A 16,093-nucleotide genomic window follows, 5' to 3' on the forward strand; every position below is an offset into this window, starting at 1 on the left:
TTCCCGCACATGACACGGATCGCTGTGCTCGGGGCGGGGAAGATCGGTGAGGCGCTGCTGTCGGGGCTGCTCTCCGGCGGTCGGTCCGCCGACGACCTCGTGTTCACCGAGCGGCACCCGGAACGCGCCGCCGAGCTGACCGCCCGGCTCGGGGTCGAGGCGGTCGATGTGGCCACCGCGGCGAAGCGGGCGGACATCATCGTGGTGGCGGTGAAGCCGCAGGACATCACGCCGGTCCTCACCGAGCTCGCCCCGGTGCTGCGTCCCGGCACGCTCGTGGTGTCGCTCTGCGCGGGGCTGCCGACCTCGCTGTTCGAGGAGGCCCTCCCGGAGGGGACGCCGGTCGTGCGGGTCATGCCGAACACGCCGATGCTGGTCGGCGAGGCGATGAGCGCCATCTCGCCGGGCACGCACGCCACCGACGAGCAGCTCACCGAGGTCGAGAAGATGCTCGCCTCCGTCGGGCGGGTGGTGCGGGTCCCCGAGTCGCAGCAGGACGCCGTGACCGCGCTGTCCGGCTCCGGGCCCGCGTACTTCTTCTACCTGGTCGAGGCGATGATCGACGCGGGGATCCTGCTCGGGCTGCCGCGCGCCGTCGCGGCCGACCTCATCGTGCAGTCGGCGTTCGGGGCCGCGCGGATGCTGCGCGAGTCCTCCGACCACCCGGTGATCCTGCGCGAGGCGGTCACCTCGCCCGCGGGCACGACGATCGCGGCGATCCGCGAGCTCGAGCGGCACGGGGTGCGCGCGGCCCTCATCGACGCGATCGAGGCGGCGCGGGACCGTTCGGTGGAGCTGGGGAAGGGAGGCCGCTGAGGCGGCCCCGGGGCGTCCGGGCCCCGAACGGGGCAGGTGAATCACCCGTACGCGCCGGGCGCGGCCACCCTCCTGCGCACCACTCCCCTCGAAGACGTCACATCCGCACCGCTAAGCTCATCCGGAACATCGGCGCCGTCTCGGCCGCAGGAGACCGGGCGGCCGGTGCGACCACGAAAGCGGTGATCGGATGCCGTCCGAGCCTTCGGAGATCCACCTCTCGCAGGTGCAGTTCCTGACGGTCGCCGAGGTCGCGGCCATGATGCGGGTGTCGAAGATGACCGTGTACCGCCTCGTGCACAGCGGGGAGCTGCCCGCCGCGCGCGTCGGGCGCTCGTTCCGCGTCCCGAAGAACGCCGTGGAGGAGTACCTGCGCAGTGCCTACTTCGATGCGGGCTGAGGGGAGGCCGCCCGTCAGGTGCCCCGGAAACCCCCGGTAGAGTAGGTCACCGGTCATCGTGCTCGGCCGCGCACGCCCCGCGCTGCGCCTGGCCGGAGCGCGCCTCCACCGCACGACCAGTGGCCCGCCAGCGGGCCGCGACCCGACAGGAAGGGCCGCCTCGTATGGGGTCAGTCATCAAGAAGCGCCGCAAGCGGATGTCGAAGAAGAAGCACCGCAAGCTGCTCCGCCGCACCCGCGTCCAGCGGCGCAAGCTCGGCAAGTGACCGATCCCGGACGTGGCCGGTGGCCGCGTCCGGGATTGCGTTCACCTGCGGTGCGTCCGCTCACCACCGCGAACTCGGGACCACGTCTTAGCCGCGGGCGGTCTACCATCGGTCACTCGCCGCATCTGTTCGCGTTCCTGGGGTAGGGCCGTGCCGCCATCCGTCGTGCTCGTCACCGGGGTCAGCCGGTTCCTCGGTGGTCACCTCGCTGCGCGACTCGCGCAGAACCCGGACATCGAGCGGGTCCTCGGCGTGGACACGGTGCCACCGCCGCGCGACCTGCTGCGCCGGATGGGCCGCGCGGAGTTCGTGCGCGCCGACATCCGCAACCCGCTGATCTCGAAGGTCATCTCCACCGCGAACGTCGACACCGTCGTCCACGCGTCGCTCTCGGCCAACCCGGGCTCGTCCGGCGGCCGGGTGGCGATGAAGGAGATGAACGTCATCGGCACGATGCAGCTGCTCGCGGCGTGCCAGAAGGCGCCGTCGGTGCGGCGCATGGTGCTCAAGTCCACCACCGCCGTCTACGGGTCGAGCCCGCGCGACCCCGCGCTGTTCGACGAGACGATGACGCCGAAGGACCTGCCGTCGGGCGGGTACGCCAAGGACGCGGTGGAGATCGAGGGCTACCTGCGCGGGTTCGCCCGCAGGCGCCCGGACGTGTCGGTCACGACGCTGCGGTTCGCGAACTTCATCGGCCCGCGCATCGACACCGTCTTCACCCGCTACTTCGCGCTGCCCGCCGTGCCGGTCGTGCTCGGCTACGACGCGCGCGTGCAGCTGCTGCACGAGGAGGACGGCCTCGCCGTCCTCGAGCGGGCCGCGAGCGAGGACATCCCGGGCGTCTTCAACGTCGCCGCCGACGGGGTGCTGCTGCTCTCCCAGGCCATCCGGCGGGCCGGCCGGGTGCCGATCCCGGTCCCCAGCCCGATCGTCGGGCCGGTGGGCAGGCTGTTCCGCAGCGCCCGGCTCGTCGACTTCTCCCCGGAGCAGATGCGGCTGCTCAACTTCGGGCGCGTGGTGGACAACACCAAGCTGCGCACGCAGTTCGGCTTCACGCCGCGCTGGACCACCGTACAGGCGTTCGACGACTTCGTCCGCGGGCGCGGGCTGCGCCCCGTGGTGGACCCCGAACGGTTCGCCGTGCTGGAACGGGGCCTGCTCACCGCCGCGCGGGCCCTGCGCTGATGGCCGACGACCCGTTCACGAGGACAACCCGAGGATGCTGCGATGACGCCCCGCCGCCGCGCCACGCACAGCCCTGACGGCCCCCGGGCCGGGGAGGAGCGATCCACCGTGCCCGAAGCCCAGGTGATCCCGTTCCGCACCGACGACCGCCGCGGGTCGTGGAACGGTGCGGACGACGAGCCGCGCGACGCCGAGCGGGAGGACACCGCCCCGCCGCAGTGGGAGGAGGCGCTCGCCGACCTGCTGGCGTTCCTGCGCAGGCGCCTGGAGGGCGACTACGCCGTCGACGAGTTCGGGTTCGACCCCGACCTCACCGAGCACGTCATCCTGCCCGCGCTGCGGCCGCTGTACCGCAACTGGTTCCGGGTGGAGACCATCGGCATGGACAACGTGCCCGCCGAAGGCGGCGCGCTCGTCGTCGCCAACCACTCGGGCACGCTGCCGCTGGACGCCTTGATGACCATGGTGGCGCTGCACGACGACCACCCCGCGCAGCGGCACCTGCGGATGCTGGGTGCCGACCTGATGTTCCGGCTGCCCGTGGTGGGCACGCTCGCCCGCAAGCAGGGCAGCACGCTCGCGTGCTCGCCGGACGCGGAGCGCCTCCTGTCCTCCGGTGAGCTCGTCGGCGTGTGGCCGGAGGGGTTCAAGGGGATCGGCAAGCCGTTCCGCGACCGGTACAAGCTGCAGCGGTTCGGGCGCGGTGGCTTCGTCTCGGCCGCGCTGCGCTGCGGCGTCCCGATCATCCCGTGCGCGATCGTCGGCGCCGAGGAGATCTACCCCAAGATCGGCGACATCAAGCCGCTCGCCCGGCTGTTCAACGCCCCGTACTTCCCGATCACCCCGCTGTTCCCGCTGTTCGGGCCGCTGGGGCTCATGCCGCTGCCGTCGAAGTGGTACATCGAGTTCGGCGAGCCGATCCGCACCGACGCGGTCGATCCCGCGGACGCGGACGACCCGATGGCCGTCTTCAACCTCACCGACCAGGTGCGCGAGACGATCCAGCACACCCTGTACCGGCTGCTCGGCCAGCGGCGCAGCACGTTCCTCGGCTGACCCGGCCGGGATCAGCGCTTCCGGGCGGCGAGGCCCGCGGCGACCGCGCCCGCGATGGCGCCCGCGCCCAGCACCGAGGGCACGCCGATCTTGGCCGCCTTCCGGCCGGTGCGGAAGTCGCGGATCTGCCAGCCGCGCTCCTTCGCGATGTCGCGCAGCTCGGAGTCGGGGTTGACGGCGACGGCGGTGCCGACCGCCGAGAGCATCGGGACGTCGTTGACGGAGTCGGAGTAGGCGGTGCAGCGGCGCAGGTCGAGGCCCTCGGTAGCGGCCAGCGCCCGCACGGCGTGGGCCTTCGCCGGGCCGTGCAGGATCTCGCCGACCAGCCGCCCCGTGTAGTAACCGTCGACGCTCTCGGCGACCGTGCCCAGCGCTCCGGTGAGCCCCAGCCTGCGCGCGATGATGAGCGCCAGCTCGACGGGCGTGGCCGTGACCAGCCAGACGCGCTGGCCCGCGTCGAGGTGCATCTGGGCGAGGGCGCGGGTGCCCGCCCAGATCCGGTCGGCCATCAGCTCGTCGTAGATCTCCTCGCCGAGCGCGGTGATCTCGGCGACCGAACGGCCCGCGACGAACGAGAGCGCGGTGTCCCGGCCGGTGGTGGTGGAGTACTCGGTCTCCTTGCCCCCGATGCGGAACTTCAGCTGCTGCCACGCGAACCCGATGAGGTCGGCCGTGGTGAAGAACTTCCGCGCCGCGAGCCCGCGCGCGAAGTGGAAGATCGACGCGCCGATCATCATCGTGTTGTCGACGTCGAAGAACGCGGCAGCGGTGAGGTCGGTGGGCGGCACGTCGGCCGGCCCGCTGTCGCCGGCGGCGACCGCGGCTGCCGCCGCTGCCTCGCCCGCGCGGACCGACGGGTCGGCGGCAGTGGCGGAGTCGACAACGCCCGGCGTCTCGGTGGCCCCGCTCAGCTCGCCCGAGCCGGTGGGGGACAGCGGTTCGCGAGGTTCTTGATCAACCACCTACTGGCCTCCGTGGGTCTTCGTCGTCCCAGCCTACTGTCGCCCGGCAGACGCAGGAGCCCGGTTCGGTGACCGACGGGTTGCGAACCGTCACGCCCCCGGCGACGAGAAAAGGCCGCCGCGGGAAGCGCCCCGCGGCGGCCTTCACGGCGGTGCGGATCAGCCGATGGTGATCCCCGGCAGGCCCGGCAGCAGCGGCGGCAGCGTGACCGGGGGCAGCAGCGGCAGCGGGACGGACACGTTGCCGTCCCCGCCATCGGAGTCGTCGGAGTCGGACTCCGACTTCTTCTCGTCGCCGTCCTCGTCCTTCGTCGCCGTGCCGCTCGGCTTCTCGTCCTCGTCGTCGTCCTTGTTCGGCGAGAGGTCGGGCAGCAGCCGCGGGTTCTCGCGGTCCGTGGTGCGCTCGGAGCTGCGCGACGGCTCGCTGGTCCGGCTCGAGTCCTTCGGCGACGACTCCTCCTCGTCGTCGTCCGGCTCGCGCGTGGTGTCGCTCCCACCCGAGTCCTCGGAGTCGGACTCGTCCTCGCTCTCGCCCGCGGTGCGCCGGGAGTTGTCCTCCTCGGTGTCCAGGCTCGTGGTCCGGCCGAGCAGCCGCTCGAGCAGCTGCCTCGAGGTGTCCGCGTCGGCGGACGGGGGCAGCTCCGGCTCGAGCTTCTCGAGCTTGTCGGACTGCTCGGCCGCCCACCGGCGCAGGTCCTCGGCCGCGGCCTGGTCCTGCTCGGCGGCCGACAGCAGCAGCTGCGAGCCCTCGTTCGTGGCCTCGTCGAAGTCGTCCATGGCCGAGGTGAACACCTCGGGCGCAGGCGGTCGCTCCGCGTTGCGGGCGAGCTGCTCCACCTCGGACAGCCGGGTCGCGGCGATCTGCAGGTGGCGGCGGGCGCGGCTCTCCTCATCGAAGGTGAGGGCGACCCCTGCGGACTCGGCGACCCGCTTGACCGGGTAGAGGGTGTCGCCCGGCAGCGCGTTGCTGCTGGCGAGGACCCCGCCGCTGGCGATCGCCAGCATCGCGGCGGCGGCAGCGGCCCCCACGAACACGACCCGCCCGCGCAGCCCGGCGGGCGCCGACCGCTTGGTCCGGCCGCCGAGCGTGTGCCGGGCGCGCCGCGCGCGCCTGCCGTGCAGCGGGATCGGCTCGACCAGGGTCTCCTGGTCCGGCTCGCCCCCGCCCGGTGCGTCCGCGGCGACCGGCTCCATCAGCGCCGTCTCCGCCGACGGGTCCACGTCCTCGCGCTCGTCCAGCCGGCCGAGCGGCGCGGTGAGCTCCGCATCCGCCTGCGGCGCGGGACGGGGAGCCGGTCGGGTTCCCTCCTGCTCCGCCGCGAGCATCGCCATGAGGCGTTGCTTGGCCCTGGCCTTCGCCTCCGGGTCCGGCGCGTAAGCCGCACCCCGGGACCGCAGCATGGCCACGATCTCGAGATCCCGCGCGAGATCGGGGTCGTCCGCGGCGCCGAGGGGTGTCCCCGACTCCACGGCTGCGGCGAACCGCTCTGCGTCCTTGCCCTGTCCGGCGGGCATGTTGGCCGTCCTCACTGCATCCCTGCGCTGTCAGTACCCGTGCCGCGGGCGTGCGCGGCGCGGCGTTCAGCCCTACAACGAGCCGGGCGGGCAGTGGTTACGGTGCCAAGACCGTTCACCGCATCGAGTCGTTCATTCGCCGCACCTGTAACGCGGTGGGCGGCCGGTTCGATATCGCCGCGGATCATCGGAGGCCCTCCGGGAGCAGCTGGGCGAGCCGTCGGACCGCTCGGTGCTGAAGGGCCTTGACGGCGCCCTCGTTGCGGTCCATGATCTCGGCCGTTTCGGCCACGGACAGGCCCTGCAAGAAGCGGAGCTGGATGCATTCCTGCTGGTCGGGGTTCAGCTTCCGGACGCAGCGGAGCAGCTCGTCGTTCGTGGCGAGGTCCAGCACCTCCTGCTCGGGGCCACCCGTGCTCGGGGAGAGCTCGACGATCTCGCTCGTGGTCTGCTCCAGCCGGTACCGGCTGGACTTCACGTGGTCGAAGATCAGGTTGCGCGCGATGGTGACGAACCACGCACCGATGTCCCTGCCCTGGTAGCTGACCGACGAGATGCGGCGCAGGGCCCGGACGAAGGTCTCCTGGGTGAGGTCCTCGGCCAGGGTGCGGTCGCCGGTGCGGAAGAGCACGTACCGGAAGACGACGTCGTAGTAGCGGTCGAACAGTTCGCCGAAGGCGACCATGTCGCCTTCCTGCGCCGCCTTCACCAGCGCCCAGGCACCGGCGCTCTCGTCGGGCTGCGCCGCCCCGCGCCCGCGCGCGGCCGGGTCCTCCGGGGCGGGCTCGCCGGGGCTGTGCCTGCGGGGGAGCGGGAGCGGCGGGCGGGTGGCGCCCGTGCGCGGTGGCGGCCCGGGCGGACCGACGCGGGGAGCTGTGGTCGGGGGCATCTGTACCTCTTCACCCGCCGGGGTACGGGTGGTCTCGGTGGGGAGCAGCCGAGGCTGTCGCGCGGGACGGGTCATGGCTCCCGGCGGGCCCTGGGACCGGGTCGGTGGTCGGTACGTCCGTCTTCGGGACGCCGTGCCGAGCGTCTGCGCAACGCACAGGCGTCCGTCGGGTCGGCCCGCGGTGCGCCGGCGGCGACAGGCAGCATGCCACTCCCTCGGGTGAGCTTCGCGACGATCTCGTGGGTCGGCCGTTGAGTTGGCTGTAGCGGCGGAGCATACGGGCGGCCAGGTGTGGCGGAGCACGCACCACCGCTCGCCGCGCCCGCGTTCCGGTGAGCGGCCGACTACGCGCGGTCAGTGTCACCGCTCCCGCGTGTCGTCGCGGAAGACCGGAGCGCCGAGCGTCGGGGCCGCCGCGCCACCCGGTTCGTGCCAGACTCGCGGGCGAGGCCATCCAGCTCGGCGGAAGACCCTTGGGAGAACCGTGGACAGCCACAGCGGCAGCCCGCAGGACGGGACCCCGCACCACCTGGCCGATCTGGTCGCCCGGGCGGCGCGGGCCACGCCCGACCAGGCCGCGATCGTCGACGTTACCGGCGGGACCACGCTGACCTGGGCGGAGTTCGACGCCGCGGTCAGCGCGGAGGCCGCCCGCCTGCGCGAGGCCGGTGCCCGGCCGGGCGAGCGCGTGCTCGTGCGGCTCGGCAACGGCGCCGCGTTCTGCGTCTCGGTGCTGGGCGCGGTGCGCGCGGGGGCGGTGTGCGTCCCGTTCGGCCCGGTGGCGGTCGCGCGGGAGCTGGAGATCGTGCTCGACGACTGCACCCCGGCGGTCGTCGTCGCTGCGGAGGGTGACGAGGCGGCGCACCGCTGCGGGCCGCCGCGCGGGGCCGCCCTGCTGCCGCCGCCGCAGCTCCACCCCGGCCCGGACCGGCCCGCCGAGGCGGCGGTCGGCGGCGGCGAGGACATCGCCCTCCTCGTCTACACGTCCGGCACCACGGGGCACCCGCGGGGCGTGCGGCTGTCGCACCGGGCCGTGCTCGCCAACCGCGAGCAGGCCGCGGCCCTGCGTCCGGCGCCGGTGATCCCCGTCGACCGGGTGCTGCTGTCCATCCCGCTGTTCCACGTCTTCGGCCTCTGCGCGGGGCTCCTGCAGGCCTGCTGGGCGGGGGCCACCGTCGTGCTCACCGAGCGCTTCGACCCCGCCCACGTCGCCGAGGTGCTCGTGCGGCACCGGGTGAGCGGCGTGGCCGGGGTGCCGTCGATGTTCCGGGCGCTGCTGGAGCTGCCGCCCGACCAGCTGCGCGCAGCCACCGCGGGCCTGCGGCTGTGCACGTCGGGCGGGGCGCCCCTGCCGCCGGAGTGGCTGGAGCAGTTCCGCGAGGTCACCGGGCTGCCGATCTACGAGGGGTACGGCCTCACCGAGGCGGGGCCGGTGCTCACGATGAACCCGCTCGGCAGCCCGCCGAAGCCCGGGTCGGTCGGGCGCGCGCTGCCCGGCGTCGAGCTGCGGCTGGTGGACGCCGAGGGCCGCCCGCTCGACGTGGTCTCCGAGCCCGACCCGGAGGACATCGACGAGGACGTCTCCGACCCGGCGCAGGACACGGGCCTCGTGGCCGTTCGAGGGCCCAACCTGTTCTCCGGTTACTGGCCCGACGGTTCGGGCGGGCCGGACGCCGACGGCTGGTTCCGCACCGCCGACGTCGGCTTCCTCGACCACGACGGCGACCTGCACCTGGTCGACCGCTCGTCCGACCTCGTGATCGTCAACGGGTTCAACGTCTACCCGCGCGAGGTGGAGGCGGTGCTCGCGGAGCTGCCCGCGGTGGCCGAGGCCGCGGTCGTCGGCGTGCCCGACGACGAGACCGGCGAGGCGGTGAAGGCGGTGCTGGTGCGCCGCGAGGGCGAGCAGCTGTCCGAGGAGCAGGTGCGCGTGCACTGCGCGGAGCGGCTGGCCCGGTTCAAGGTGCCTTCGCTGATCGAGTTCACCGACGCGCTGCCGCGCACCCCCACCGGCAAGGTGGCGCGGCGCCTGCTGGCGGTGCGGTCGTGAGCGCGCCGCGGGTCACGGTCTACACGCGGGAGGGTTGCGGGCTGTGCGCCGAGGCCGAGGCCGAGGTCGCGCGGATCTGCGCCGACGTCGGGGTGGGCTGGACCAGCGTCGACGTCGACTCGGACCCCGACCTGCGCGCGGAGTACGGCGACCGGGTGCCGGTGATCGAGGTCGACGGGCGGGAGCACGGCTTCTGGCGGGTGGAGGAGGACCGGCTCCGCGCGGCGCTGGCCTGACCCACGGGCGAGCCGAGCCGAGCCGTCCTCGGATCGTCACATCCGCCCGCGCCGTGCGGGGCGAGACTGGTCCGGTGAGCACCACCACGGAGGCCCCGACCCGCGCCGAGCCGATCCCACGGGGCTGGGCCGCGCTGGGCGGAGTGCTGGCCGTCGGCGCGGCCGTCGCGGCCGGGCAGCTGGTGGCGGGCGTCGTCGGGCCCGCCTCGTCGCCGTTCGTCGCCGTCGGGGACGCGGTGGTGCGGCTGGCGCCGCAGTGGCTCGTCGAGTTCGCGAAGGCGGCGTTCGGCACGGCCGACAAGCCGGTGCTGCTGGCGGGGATCGCGGTGGTGCTCGCCGGCGTCGCGGCGGTCGCGGGCCTCGCGTCGCGCAGGCAGCCCGGCGCCCTCGTCGGGACGGTGGTCGTCCTCGGCGCGCTCGGGCTGGGGGCGGTGATGTTCGCGCCGTCCTTCTCGCCGCTGGACGTCCTCGCGCCGACGGCCGCGCTGGTGGTCGGGGTGGCGGTGGCCCGGTGGCTGCACGGGCTCGCCGCCGGGGCCGTCCGGGGCGACGGTCCCGCCGACCCCGGCCGGCGGGCGGTCGTGGTGCGGGCGGCGACGGCGGTGGGCGTCGCCTCGCTCGCGGGCGGGGCCGCCGGGGCGTGGCTCGCCCGCGGACCCGCGGATCTGCGGGGGCGGGTCACGGCACGGCTCGCGGCCGCCCGGCCCGTCGAGCGGGCACCGGCGATCCCGGCGTCGGCCGCCTTCCCGGAGTCGGGCACGCCGACCTTCCTCACGCCGAACCGCGACTTCTACCGCATCGACACCGCGCTGCGCGTCCCCGTGGTGGCGCCGCAGGACTGGTCGCTGCGCATCCACGGGATGGTCCGCAGCGAGCGCACGCTGACCTTCGACGACCTGATGGCCCGGCCGCTCGTCGAGCGCCCGGTCACGCTCACCTGCGTGTCCAACCCCGTGGGCGGCGACCTGATCTCCACCGCGGTGTTCACGGGGGTCGACCTGCGCGACCTGCTGCTCGAGGTGGGCGTGCTGCCCGGCGCCGACCAGGCCTTCGCCACGAGCGTCGACGGCTGGTACACCGGCACGCCCGTCGACGTGCTGCTGGAGCCGGACCGCGGGGCGATGCTCGCCGTGGGCATGAACGGCGAGGCGCTGCCGCTCGAGCACGGCTTCCCGGTGCGGATGGTCGTGCCCGGCCTGTACGGCTACGTCTCCGCCACGAAGTGGATCACCGACCTGGAGCTCACCACGTTCGCCGCGAAGGACGGCTACTGGCTGCGGCGCGGGTGGGCGCAGCGGGCGCCGATCAAGACCCAGTCGCGCATCGACCACCCGCGCGGCTTCGCCCAGGTGCCCGCGGGCCGGGTGGTCGTCGCGGGGATCGCGTGGTCGCAGCCCGCCGGGATCGCCCGGGTCGAGGTGAGCCTGGACGGCGGGCCATGGCAGGACGCCGAGCTCGCCACGGAGGTGAGCGGCGACACCTGGCGGATGTGGCGCACCGAGCTCGACGTCGCCCCCGGCGGCCACTCGGTGCGGTGCCGCGCGACGTCGGCCGACGGCGTGGTGCAGACCGAGCTGGAGGCCGACCCCGTGCCGGACGGCGCCACCGGCTATCCGGACGTCTCCTTCTCCGCCTTCTGACCCCTCGGCGGCCGTTCGACGGCGAGGAACGGCCGATCGTCGATCGATCACCGCACCGGCCCCGCGGCGGGCCCGCGCGCCGGGTCCCCCGCGGCGGGGATGGCGCCCGTGACCTCGGGTTCCGCCCCCTCCGAAACGGCGTGACCGAGATCTCCGAGGTCTTCGCCGTGGGGTCGACGACGGCGCCCGCCCGTGCCGGGAACGGGCCTCGAGCACGCGACGAGCGGCAGGCGTGGGACGACCATCGGTCGAGGCGGGCCGCGCGGGCCGTGCGGGGGCCTCCGGGTTCAAGATCGCGACTTTGTGCGTGCCTTCACAAGCGACTACCGTGTTATCCCGTCGCAGTCAACACCCGTACCCGGGTTATTCGACTCGAATCCACCTGGCGAGGCGGCCGCGCCGTCCGCGCAGGCAGTACCGGGCACAGCAGCATCGAGGAGACGTGAGCGTGACGAAGCCGCCGCATGCCGGCTCCGAGGAATCGCCCGCCCGGCTGCGGTCGATCCCCGAGGCCAGCGTCGCCCGGCTCGCGGTCTACCTCCGCAAGCTGGGCGAGCTCGCGGAGGAGGGCGCCGAGACGGTGTCCAGCGACGAGCTCGCCGCCGCCACCGGCGTCAACCCGGCGAAGCTGCGCAAGGACCTGTCCTACATCGGCTCCTACGGCATCCGCGGCGTCGGCTACGAGGTCGCGGCGCTGGTGCAGCAGCTGGAGCGCACGCTCGGGCTCAACCACCGCCAGGCCGTCGCGCTCGTCGGCATCGGCAACCTCGGCCACGCGCTGGCGGGCTACAGCGGCTTCAGCGGCCGCGGCTTCCCGGTCACCGCGCTGTTCGACGTCGACCCCGACCTGGTCGGCATCCACATCAACGGCATCCTCGTCGAACACGTCAGGGCGATCCCCGAGGTCTGCCCGGCGCGCGGCGTCACGATCGGGATGATCGCCACGCCCGCGTCGGCCGCCCAGAGCGTGTGCGACCTGTTCGTCGAGGCCGGCGTGCGCTGCATCCTCAACTTCGCCCCGGTCGTGCTGCAGGTGCCCGAGGAGGTGGAGGTCCGCAAGGTCGACCTCGCGGTCGAGCTGCAGATCCTCGCCTTCCACGTGGCCCGCAAGAACGTGGCCGCCGCCGAGCAGCAGGCCACCGCCGCGAACGCCTCCGTGAACGGGCATCCCGTCAACGGGGCGGGGAGGTTCACCGAATGACCGTGCTCGTCGTGGGTCTGTCGCACCGCAGCGCGCCGGTGCACGTGCTCGAGCGCGCCGCCGTCGGCGCGGACGAGGTCCCGAAGCTGCTCGAGGAGCTGCTGCGCGGCCAGCACGTGTCCGAGGCCATGCTGCTGTCGACGTGCAACCGCATCGAGGTCGTCGCCGTGGTCGACGCGTTCCACGGCGGCCTGGCCGACGTCTCCGCGGTGCTCGCGCGGCACTCGGGGATGTCGCTCACCGAGCTCACCGAGCACGTGTTCGTGCACTACGCGGGCTCGGCCGTGCAGCACCTGTTCGCGGTGGCCGCCGGGCTCGACTCGATGGTGGTCGGCGAGGCCCAGATCCTCGGGCAGCTGCGCACCGCGTACGCGGCGGCCGACGAGGCCGGCACGGTGGGGCGGGCCCTGCACGAGCTCGCCCAGCAGGCGCTGCGCGTCGGCAAGCGGGTGCACGCGAGCACCGGCATCGACGCCGCGGGCGCCTCCGTCGTCTCCGAGGCCCTCGCCGACGCCACCACCCAGCTCGACGGGCTCGCCGGCAGGCGCGCCGTCGTGGTCGGGGCGGGCGCCATGGGCGCGCTCGCGGCCGCCCACCTGCGGCGGGCGGGGGTCGCCGAGATCGTGGTGCTCAACCGGTCGGCCGATCGCGCCGAGCGGCTGGCCGAGAACACCGCCGCGCAGGGCACCGCCGCGCGCGCCGGGGCGTTGGACGCGCTGGCCGACGAGCTGGTCGCCGCCGACCTGATGGTCGCGTGCACCGGCGCCGTCGGCACCGTCGTCGAGCTCGACCCGGTGGCCGGCGCCGTCGCGCGGCGGGACGGGCGGCCGCTCGCGATCGTCGACCTGGGCCTGCCCCGCGACGTCGACCCGCGCGTCGGCGCGCTGCCGGGCGTCTCGGTGGTCGACCTGGCCACCCTGCAGCGCAGGCTCGCCGACGGCGATCGGGGCGCCGCCGTCGCGGCGGCGCAGGAGCTCGTGGCCGAGGAGGCGCAGGCCTACCTGGCGGCCCAGCGCTCCGCCGAGGTCACCCCCACCGTCACCGCGCTGCGCAGGCGCGCGTCCGAGGTGATCGACGCCGAGCTGCTGCGGCTCGACTCCCGGCTGCCCGGCCTCGAGCCGAAGGTGCGCGAGGAGTTCAACCGCAGCATCCGCCGGGTGGTCGACAAGCTCCTGCACACCCCCACCGTGCAGATCAAGAAGCTGGCCGAGGGGCCGGACGGCGACAGCTACGCGGCCGCGCTGCGGGCGCTGTTCGAGCTCGACCCGCAGACGCCGAACGCGGTGGCCGTCCAGCGCAGCGGCGACGTGCTCGCCTCGCTGGAGTCCCGCACCGAATCCCACGAGGGGCAGGACGCATGAAGCTGCGTATCGGCACCCGGCCGAGCGCGCTCGCGATGGCCCAGACCGGAATCGTCGCCGACCGGCTGCGAGCGGCGGGCCACGAGTGCGAGCTGGTGGGGATCAGCACATCCGGCGACCGATCGTCGGCACCCGTCGCGCAGCTCGGCGTCGGGGTGTTCGTGTCGGCGCTGCGGGATGCGCTGGCGCGCGGCGACGTCGACGTCGCCGTGCACTCCTACAAGGACCTGCCCACCGCCCCCGACCCGCGGCTGCGCATCGCGGCCGTCCCGGCCCGGGAGGACCCGCGCGACGCGCTGGTGGCCCGCGACGGCCTCGTGCTCGGGGAGCTCCCGCCCGGGGCCCGGATCGGCACCGGTTCGCCGCGGCGCATCGCGCAGCTCGATGCGCTGGGCCTCGGGCTCGAGGTCGTCGCGATCCGCGGCAACGTCGACACGCGGGTGGGCAAGGTCCGCTCGGGCGAGCTGGACGGCGTGGTGCTCGCGGCCGCCGGGCTGTCACGGCTCGGCCGGCTCGGCGAGGCCACCGAGCTGCTCGACCCGCTGCAGATGCTGCCCGCGCCCGCCCAGGGTGCGCTGGCGGTGGAGTGCCGCTCGGACGACACCGGGATCGGCGAGGTGCTGGCCGCGGTCCTCGAGGACGCGCCCACCCGGGCCGCGGTGGTCGCCGAGCGCGCGGTGCTGGCCACCCTCGAGGCGGGCTGCAGCGCCCCGGTCGGGGCGCTGGCCGACGTCGTCTCCGACCTGGACGACGACGGCAAGGTCGTGGACCGCCTCTCCCTGCGAGCGGTGGTGGGCACGATCGACGGGGCGTTGCTGCGCGCCTCCGTCACCGGAGACATGGACGACGCCGAGAAGCTCGGCGCGGCGCTGGCCGCGGAGCTGCTCGACATGGGGGGCCTCGACGCCCTTCCGAGAAACGCTGGATCGGGAGTTCCGAGATGACACCTACGCCCAACCCGGGACGGGTCGCCTTCGTGGGCAGCGGCCCCGGCGATCCCGGCCTGCTGACCGTTCGCGCGCGGGAGGCCCTCGCGAGCGCACCGCTCGTCATCACGGACTCGGACGTCCCGGACCAGGTGCTCGCGCTCGTCGCCGACGGCGCCGAGGTGCGCCCGGCCGTCGGCGCGCCGAACGACGTCGCGAAGGAACTCGTCAACGAGGTGCAGTCCGGCCGCAGCGTCACGCGTCTGGTCAGCGGCGACCCGTTCACCACCGACTCGGTCGTGCAGGAGGCCATCGCGGTGGCCGCGGCCAAGGTGCCGTTCGACGTCGTGCCGGGCGTGCCCGCGGGCACCGCGGTCCCCACCTACGCCGGGGTGCCGCTGGGCGCGGCGCACGTGGAGGCCGACGTGCGCGCGGGCGTCGACTGGCCGCGGCTCGCCGCCGCGCCGGGCACCTTCGTGCTGCACGCCACCGCGGCGAACCTGGCCGAGATGTCCTCCTCGCTCACCGAGCACGGGGTACCTGCGCAGACGCCCGTCGCCGTCACCGTGAACGGCACCCGCACCACGCAGAAGACCGTCCAGAGCACGCTCGCCACCGTGGCCACCGACGCCGCCGAGCTCGAGGGCCCGCTCGTGGTCACCGTGGGCGCCGAGGTCGGCCTGCGCGCCGAGCTGTCGTGGTGGGAGTCGCGGGCGCTCTACGGCTGGCGCGTTCTCGTGCCGCGCACCAAGGACCAGGCGGGCGCCATGACGGAGCGCCTCGCGATCCACGGCGCCACCGCCGAGGAGGTGCCCACCATCGCCGTCGAGCCGCCGCGCTCGCCCACGCAGATGGAGCGGGCGGTGAAGGGCCTCGTCGACGGCCGCTACCAGTGGGTGGTGTTCACCTCCACGAACGCCGTGCGCGCGGTGTGGGAGAAGTTCGGCGAGTTCGGGCTCGACGCCAGGGCGTTCTCCGGGGTCAAGATCGCTTGCGTCGGCCAGGCCACCGCGGAGAAGGTGCGCAGCTTCGGCATCAACCCCGAGCTCGTGCCGTCGATCGACGAGGGCCAGGAGTCCTCGTCCGAGGGCCTTCTGAAGATCTTCCCGCCCTACGACGACGTGCTCGACCCGGTCGACCGCGTGCTGCTGCCGCGCGCCGACATCGCCACCGAGACCCTCGCCGCCGGCCTGCGCGAGCGCGGCTGGGAGATCGACGACGTCACCGCGTACCGCACGGTGCGCGCCGCGCCGCCGCCCGCCCCGATCCGCGAGGCCATCAAGACCGGCGGGTTCGACGCTGTGTGCTTCACCTCGTCGTCCACGGTGCGCAACCTCGTGGGCATCGCGGGCAAGCCGCACGCCCGCACGATCGTGGCGTGCATCGGTCCGCAGACCGCCGAGACGGCGCGCGAGTTCGGCCTGCGGGTCGACGTGCAGCCGCCGGAGCCGCGGGTCCCGCTGCTGGTCGACGCGCTCGCGGCGCACGCGGCGAAGCTGCGCGCCGAGGGTGCCCTCCCGCCGCCGCGGAAGGTGAAGGCCCGCCGCCGCTGAGGCGGATGTGCAGCAGAGCCACCTTCCGGCAAGC

15 protein-coding genes are annotated in these 16,093 nt (G+C 74.3%); 12 read left to right on the forward strand and 3 right to left on the reverse strand.

The features are described from left to right. Nucleotides 1-9 precede the first annotated feature (9 nt). The 5 genes from proC (at nucleotide 10) to VKZ81_RS08895 (ending at nucleotide 3,726) form a co-directional block, all read left to right on the forward strand. A complete protein-coding gene (proC, locus tag VKZ81_RS08875) occupies nucleotides 10-816 on the forward strand; it encodes a pyrroline-5-carboxylate reductase (protein WP_324240968.1) in 807 nt (268 codons plus the stop codon). A gap of 190 nt (nucleotides 817-1,006) precedes the next feature. Beyond that, on the forward strand, nucleotides 1,007-1,216 hold the full coding sequence (locus VKZ81_RS08880; protein WP_324240969.1) for a helix-turn-helix domain-containing protein: 210 nt from the start codon (nucleotides 1,007-1,009) through the stop codon (nucleotides 1,214-1,216). Between the two features lie 164 nt (nucleotides 1,217-1,380). After that, a complete protein-coding gene (locus tag VKZ81_RS08885) occupies nucleotides 1,381-1,482 on the forward strand; it encodes a 30S ribosomal protein bS22 (protein ID WP_003402602.1) in 102 nt (33 codons plus the stop codon). A gap of 150 nt (nucleotides 1,483-1,632) precedes the next feature. Further along, nucleotides 1,633-2,670: an NAD-dependent epimerase/dehydratase family protein gene (locus tag VKZ81_RS08890; protein WP_324240970.1), complete on the forward strand. Its 1,038-nt coding sequence runs from the start codon at nucleotides 1,633-1,635 to the stop codon at nucleotides 2,668-2,670. Between the two features lie 108 nt (nucleotides 2,671-2,778). Then, on the forward strand, nucleotides 2,779-3,726 hold the full coding sequence (locus tag VKZ81_RS08895) for a lysophospholipid acyltransferase family protein (RefSeq protein ID WP_324240971.1): 948 nt from the start codon (nucleotides 2,779-2,781) through the stop codon (nucleotides 3,724-3,726). Between the two features lie 11 nt (nucleotides 3,727-3,737). On the opposite strand, the gene VKZ81_RS08900 is transcribed toward VKZ81_RS08895, so the two are convergent. The 3 genes from VKZ81_RS08900 to VKZ81_RS08910 form a co-directional block, all read right to left on the reverse strand. Next, on the reverse strand, nucleotides 3,738-4,688 hold the full coding sequence (locus VKZ81_RS08900; RefSeq protein WP_324240972.1) for an HAD family hydrolase: 951 nt from the start codon (nucleotides 4,686-4,688) through the stop codon (nucleotides 3,738-3,740). 159 nt (nucleotides 4,689-4,847) lie between these two features. Then, nucleotides 4,848-6,203 carry a DUF5667 domain-containing protein gene (locus VKZ81_RS08905; RefSeq protein WP_324240973.1) on the reverse strand — a complete coding sequence of 452 codons (1,356 nt, stop codon included), beginning with the start codon at nucleotides 6,201-6,203 and terminating at the stop codon, nucleotides 4,848-4,850. A 184-nt stretch (nucleotides 6,204-6,387) separates the two neighbouring features. Then, nucleotides 6,388-7,092, reverse strand: a complete 705-nt coding sequence (locus VKZ81_RS08910; protein WP_324240974.1) for a sigma-70 family RNA polymerase sigma factor — start codon at nucleotides 7,090-7,092, stop codon at nucleotides 6,388-6,390. A 484-nt stretch (nucleotides 7,093-7,576) separates the two neighbouring features. On the opposite strand from VKZ81_RS08910, the gene VKZ81_RS08915 reads away from it, so the two are divergent. The 7 genes from VKZ81_RS08915 (at nucleotide 7,577) to VKZ81_RS08945 (ending at nucleotide 16,059) form a co-directional block, all read left to right on the forward strand. Beyond that, nucleotides 7,577-9,142: an AMP-binding protein gene (locus VKZ81_RS08915; RefSeq protein WP_324240975.1), complete on the forward strand. Its 1,566-nt coding sequence runs from the start codon at nucleotides 7,577-7,579 to the stop codon at nucleotides 9,140-9,142. Continuing rightward, the gene (locus tag VKZ81_RS08920; protein WP_324240976.1) at nucleotides 9,139-9,378 is read left to right on the forward strand and encodes a glutaredoxin family protein; all 240 of its coding nucleotides are present in this window, start codon (nucleotides 9,139-9,141) and stop codon (nucleotides 9,376-9,378) included. The genes VKZ81_RS08915 and VKZ81_RS08920 overlap by 4 nt, the downstream gene beginning before the upstream one ends. Nucleotides 9,379-9,452: 74 nt before the next feature. Further along, nucleotides 9,453-11,018: a molybdopterin-dependent oxidoreductase gene (locus tag VKZ81_RS08925; protein WP_324240977.1), complete on the forward strand. Its 1,566-nt coding sequence runs from the start codon at nucleotides 9,453-9,455 to the stop codon at nucleotides 11,016-11,018. Nucleotides 11,019-11,460: 442 nt separating this feature from the next. Beyond that, nucleotides 11,461-12,219, forward strand: coding sequence for a redox-sensing transcriptional repressor Rex (locus VKZ81_RS08930; protein ID WP_414709344.1), 759 nt, complete (start codon nucleotides 11,461-11,463; stop codon nucleotides 12,217-12,219). Further along, nucleotides 12,216-13,580 carry a glutamyl-tRNA reductase gene (locus tag VKZ81_RS08935; RefSeq protein WP_324240978.1) on the forward strand — a complete coding sequence of 455 codons (1,365 nt, stop codon included), beginning with the start codon at nucleotides 12,216-12,218 and terminating at the stop codon, nucleotides 13,578-13,580. The genes VKZ81_RS08930 and VKZ81_RS08935 overlap by 4 nt, the downstream gene beginning before the upstream one ends. After that, the gene (gene hemC / locus VKZ81_RS08940; RefSeq protein WP_324240979.1) at nucleotides 13,577-14,524 is read left to right on the forward strand and encodes a hydroxymethylbilane synthase; all 948 of its coding nucleotides are present in this window, start codon (nucleotides 13,577-13,579) and stop codon (nucleotides 14,522-14,524) included. Before VKZ81_RS08935 ends, hemC begins: the two co-directional genes overlap by 4 nt. After that, nucleotides 14,521-16,059 (forward strand): bifunctional uroporphyrinogen-III C-methyltransferase/uroporphyrinogen-III synthase, encoded by a 1,539-nt coding sequence (locus VKZ81_RS08945; protein ID WP_324240980.1) that lies wholly within the window; start codon nucleotides 14,521-14,523, stop codon nucleotides 16,057-16,059. Before hemC ends, VKZ81_RS08945 begins: the two co-directional genes overlap by 4 nt. Nucleotides 16,060-16,093: the final 34 nt, after the last annotated feature.

Source organism: Pseudonocardia sp. (assembly GCF_035305885.1).
GTDB lineage: Bacteria > Actinomycetota > Actinomycetes > Mycobacteriales > Pseudonocardiaceae > Pseudonocardia.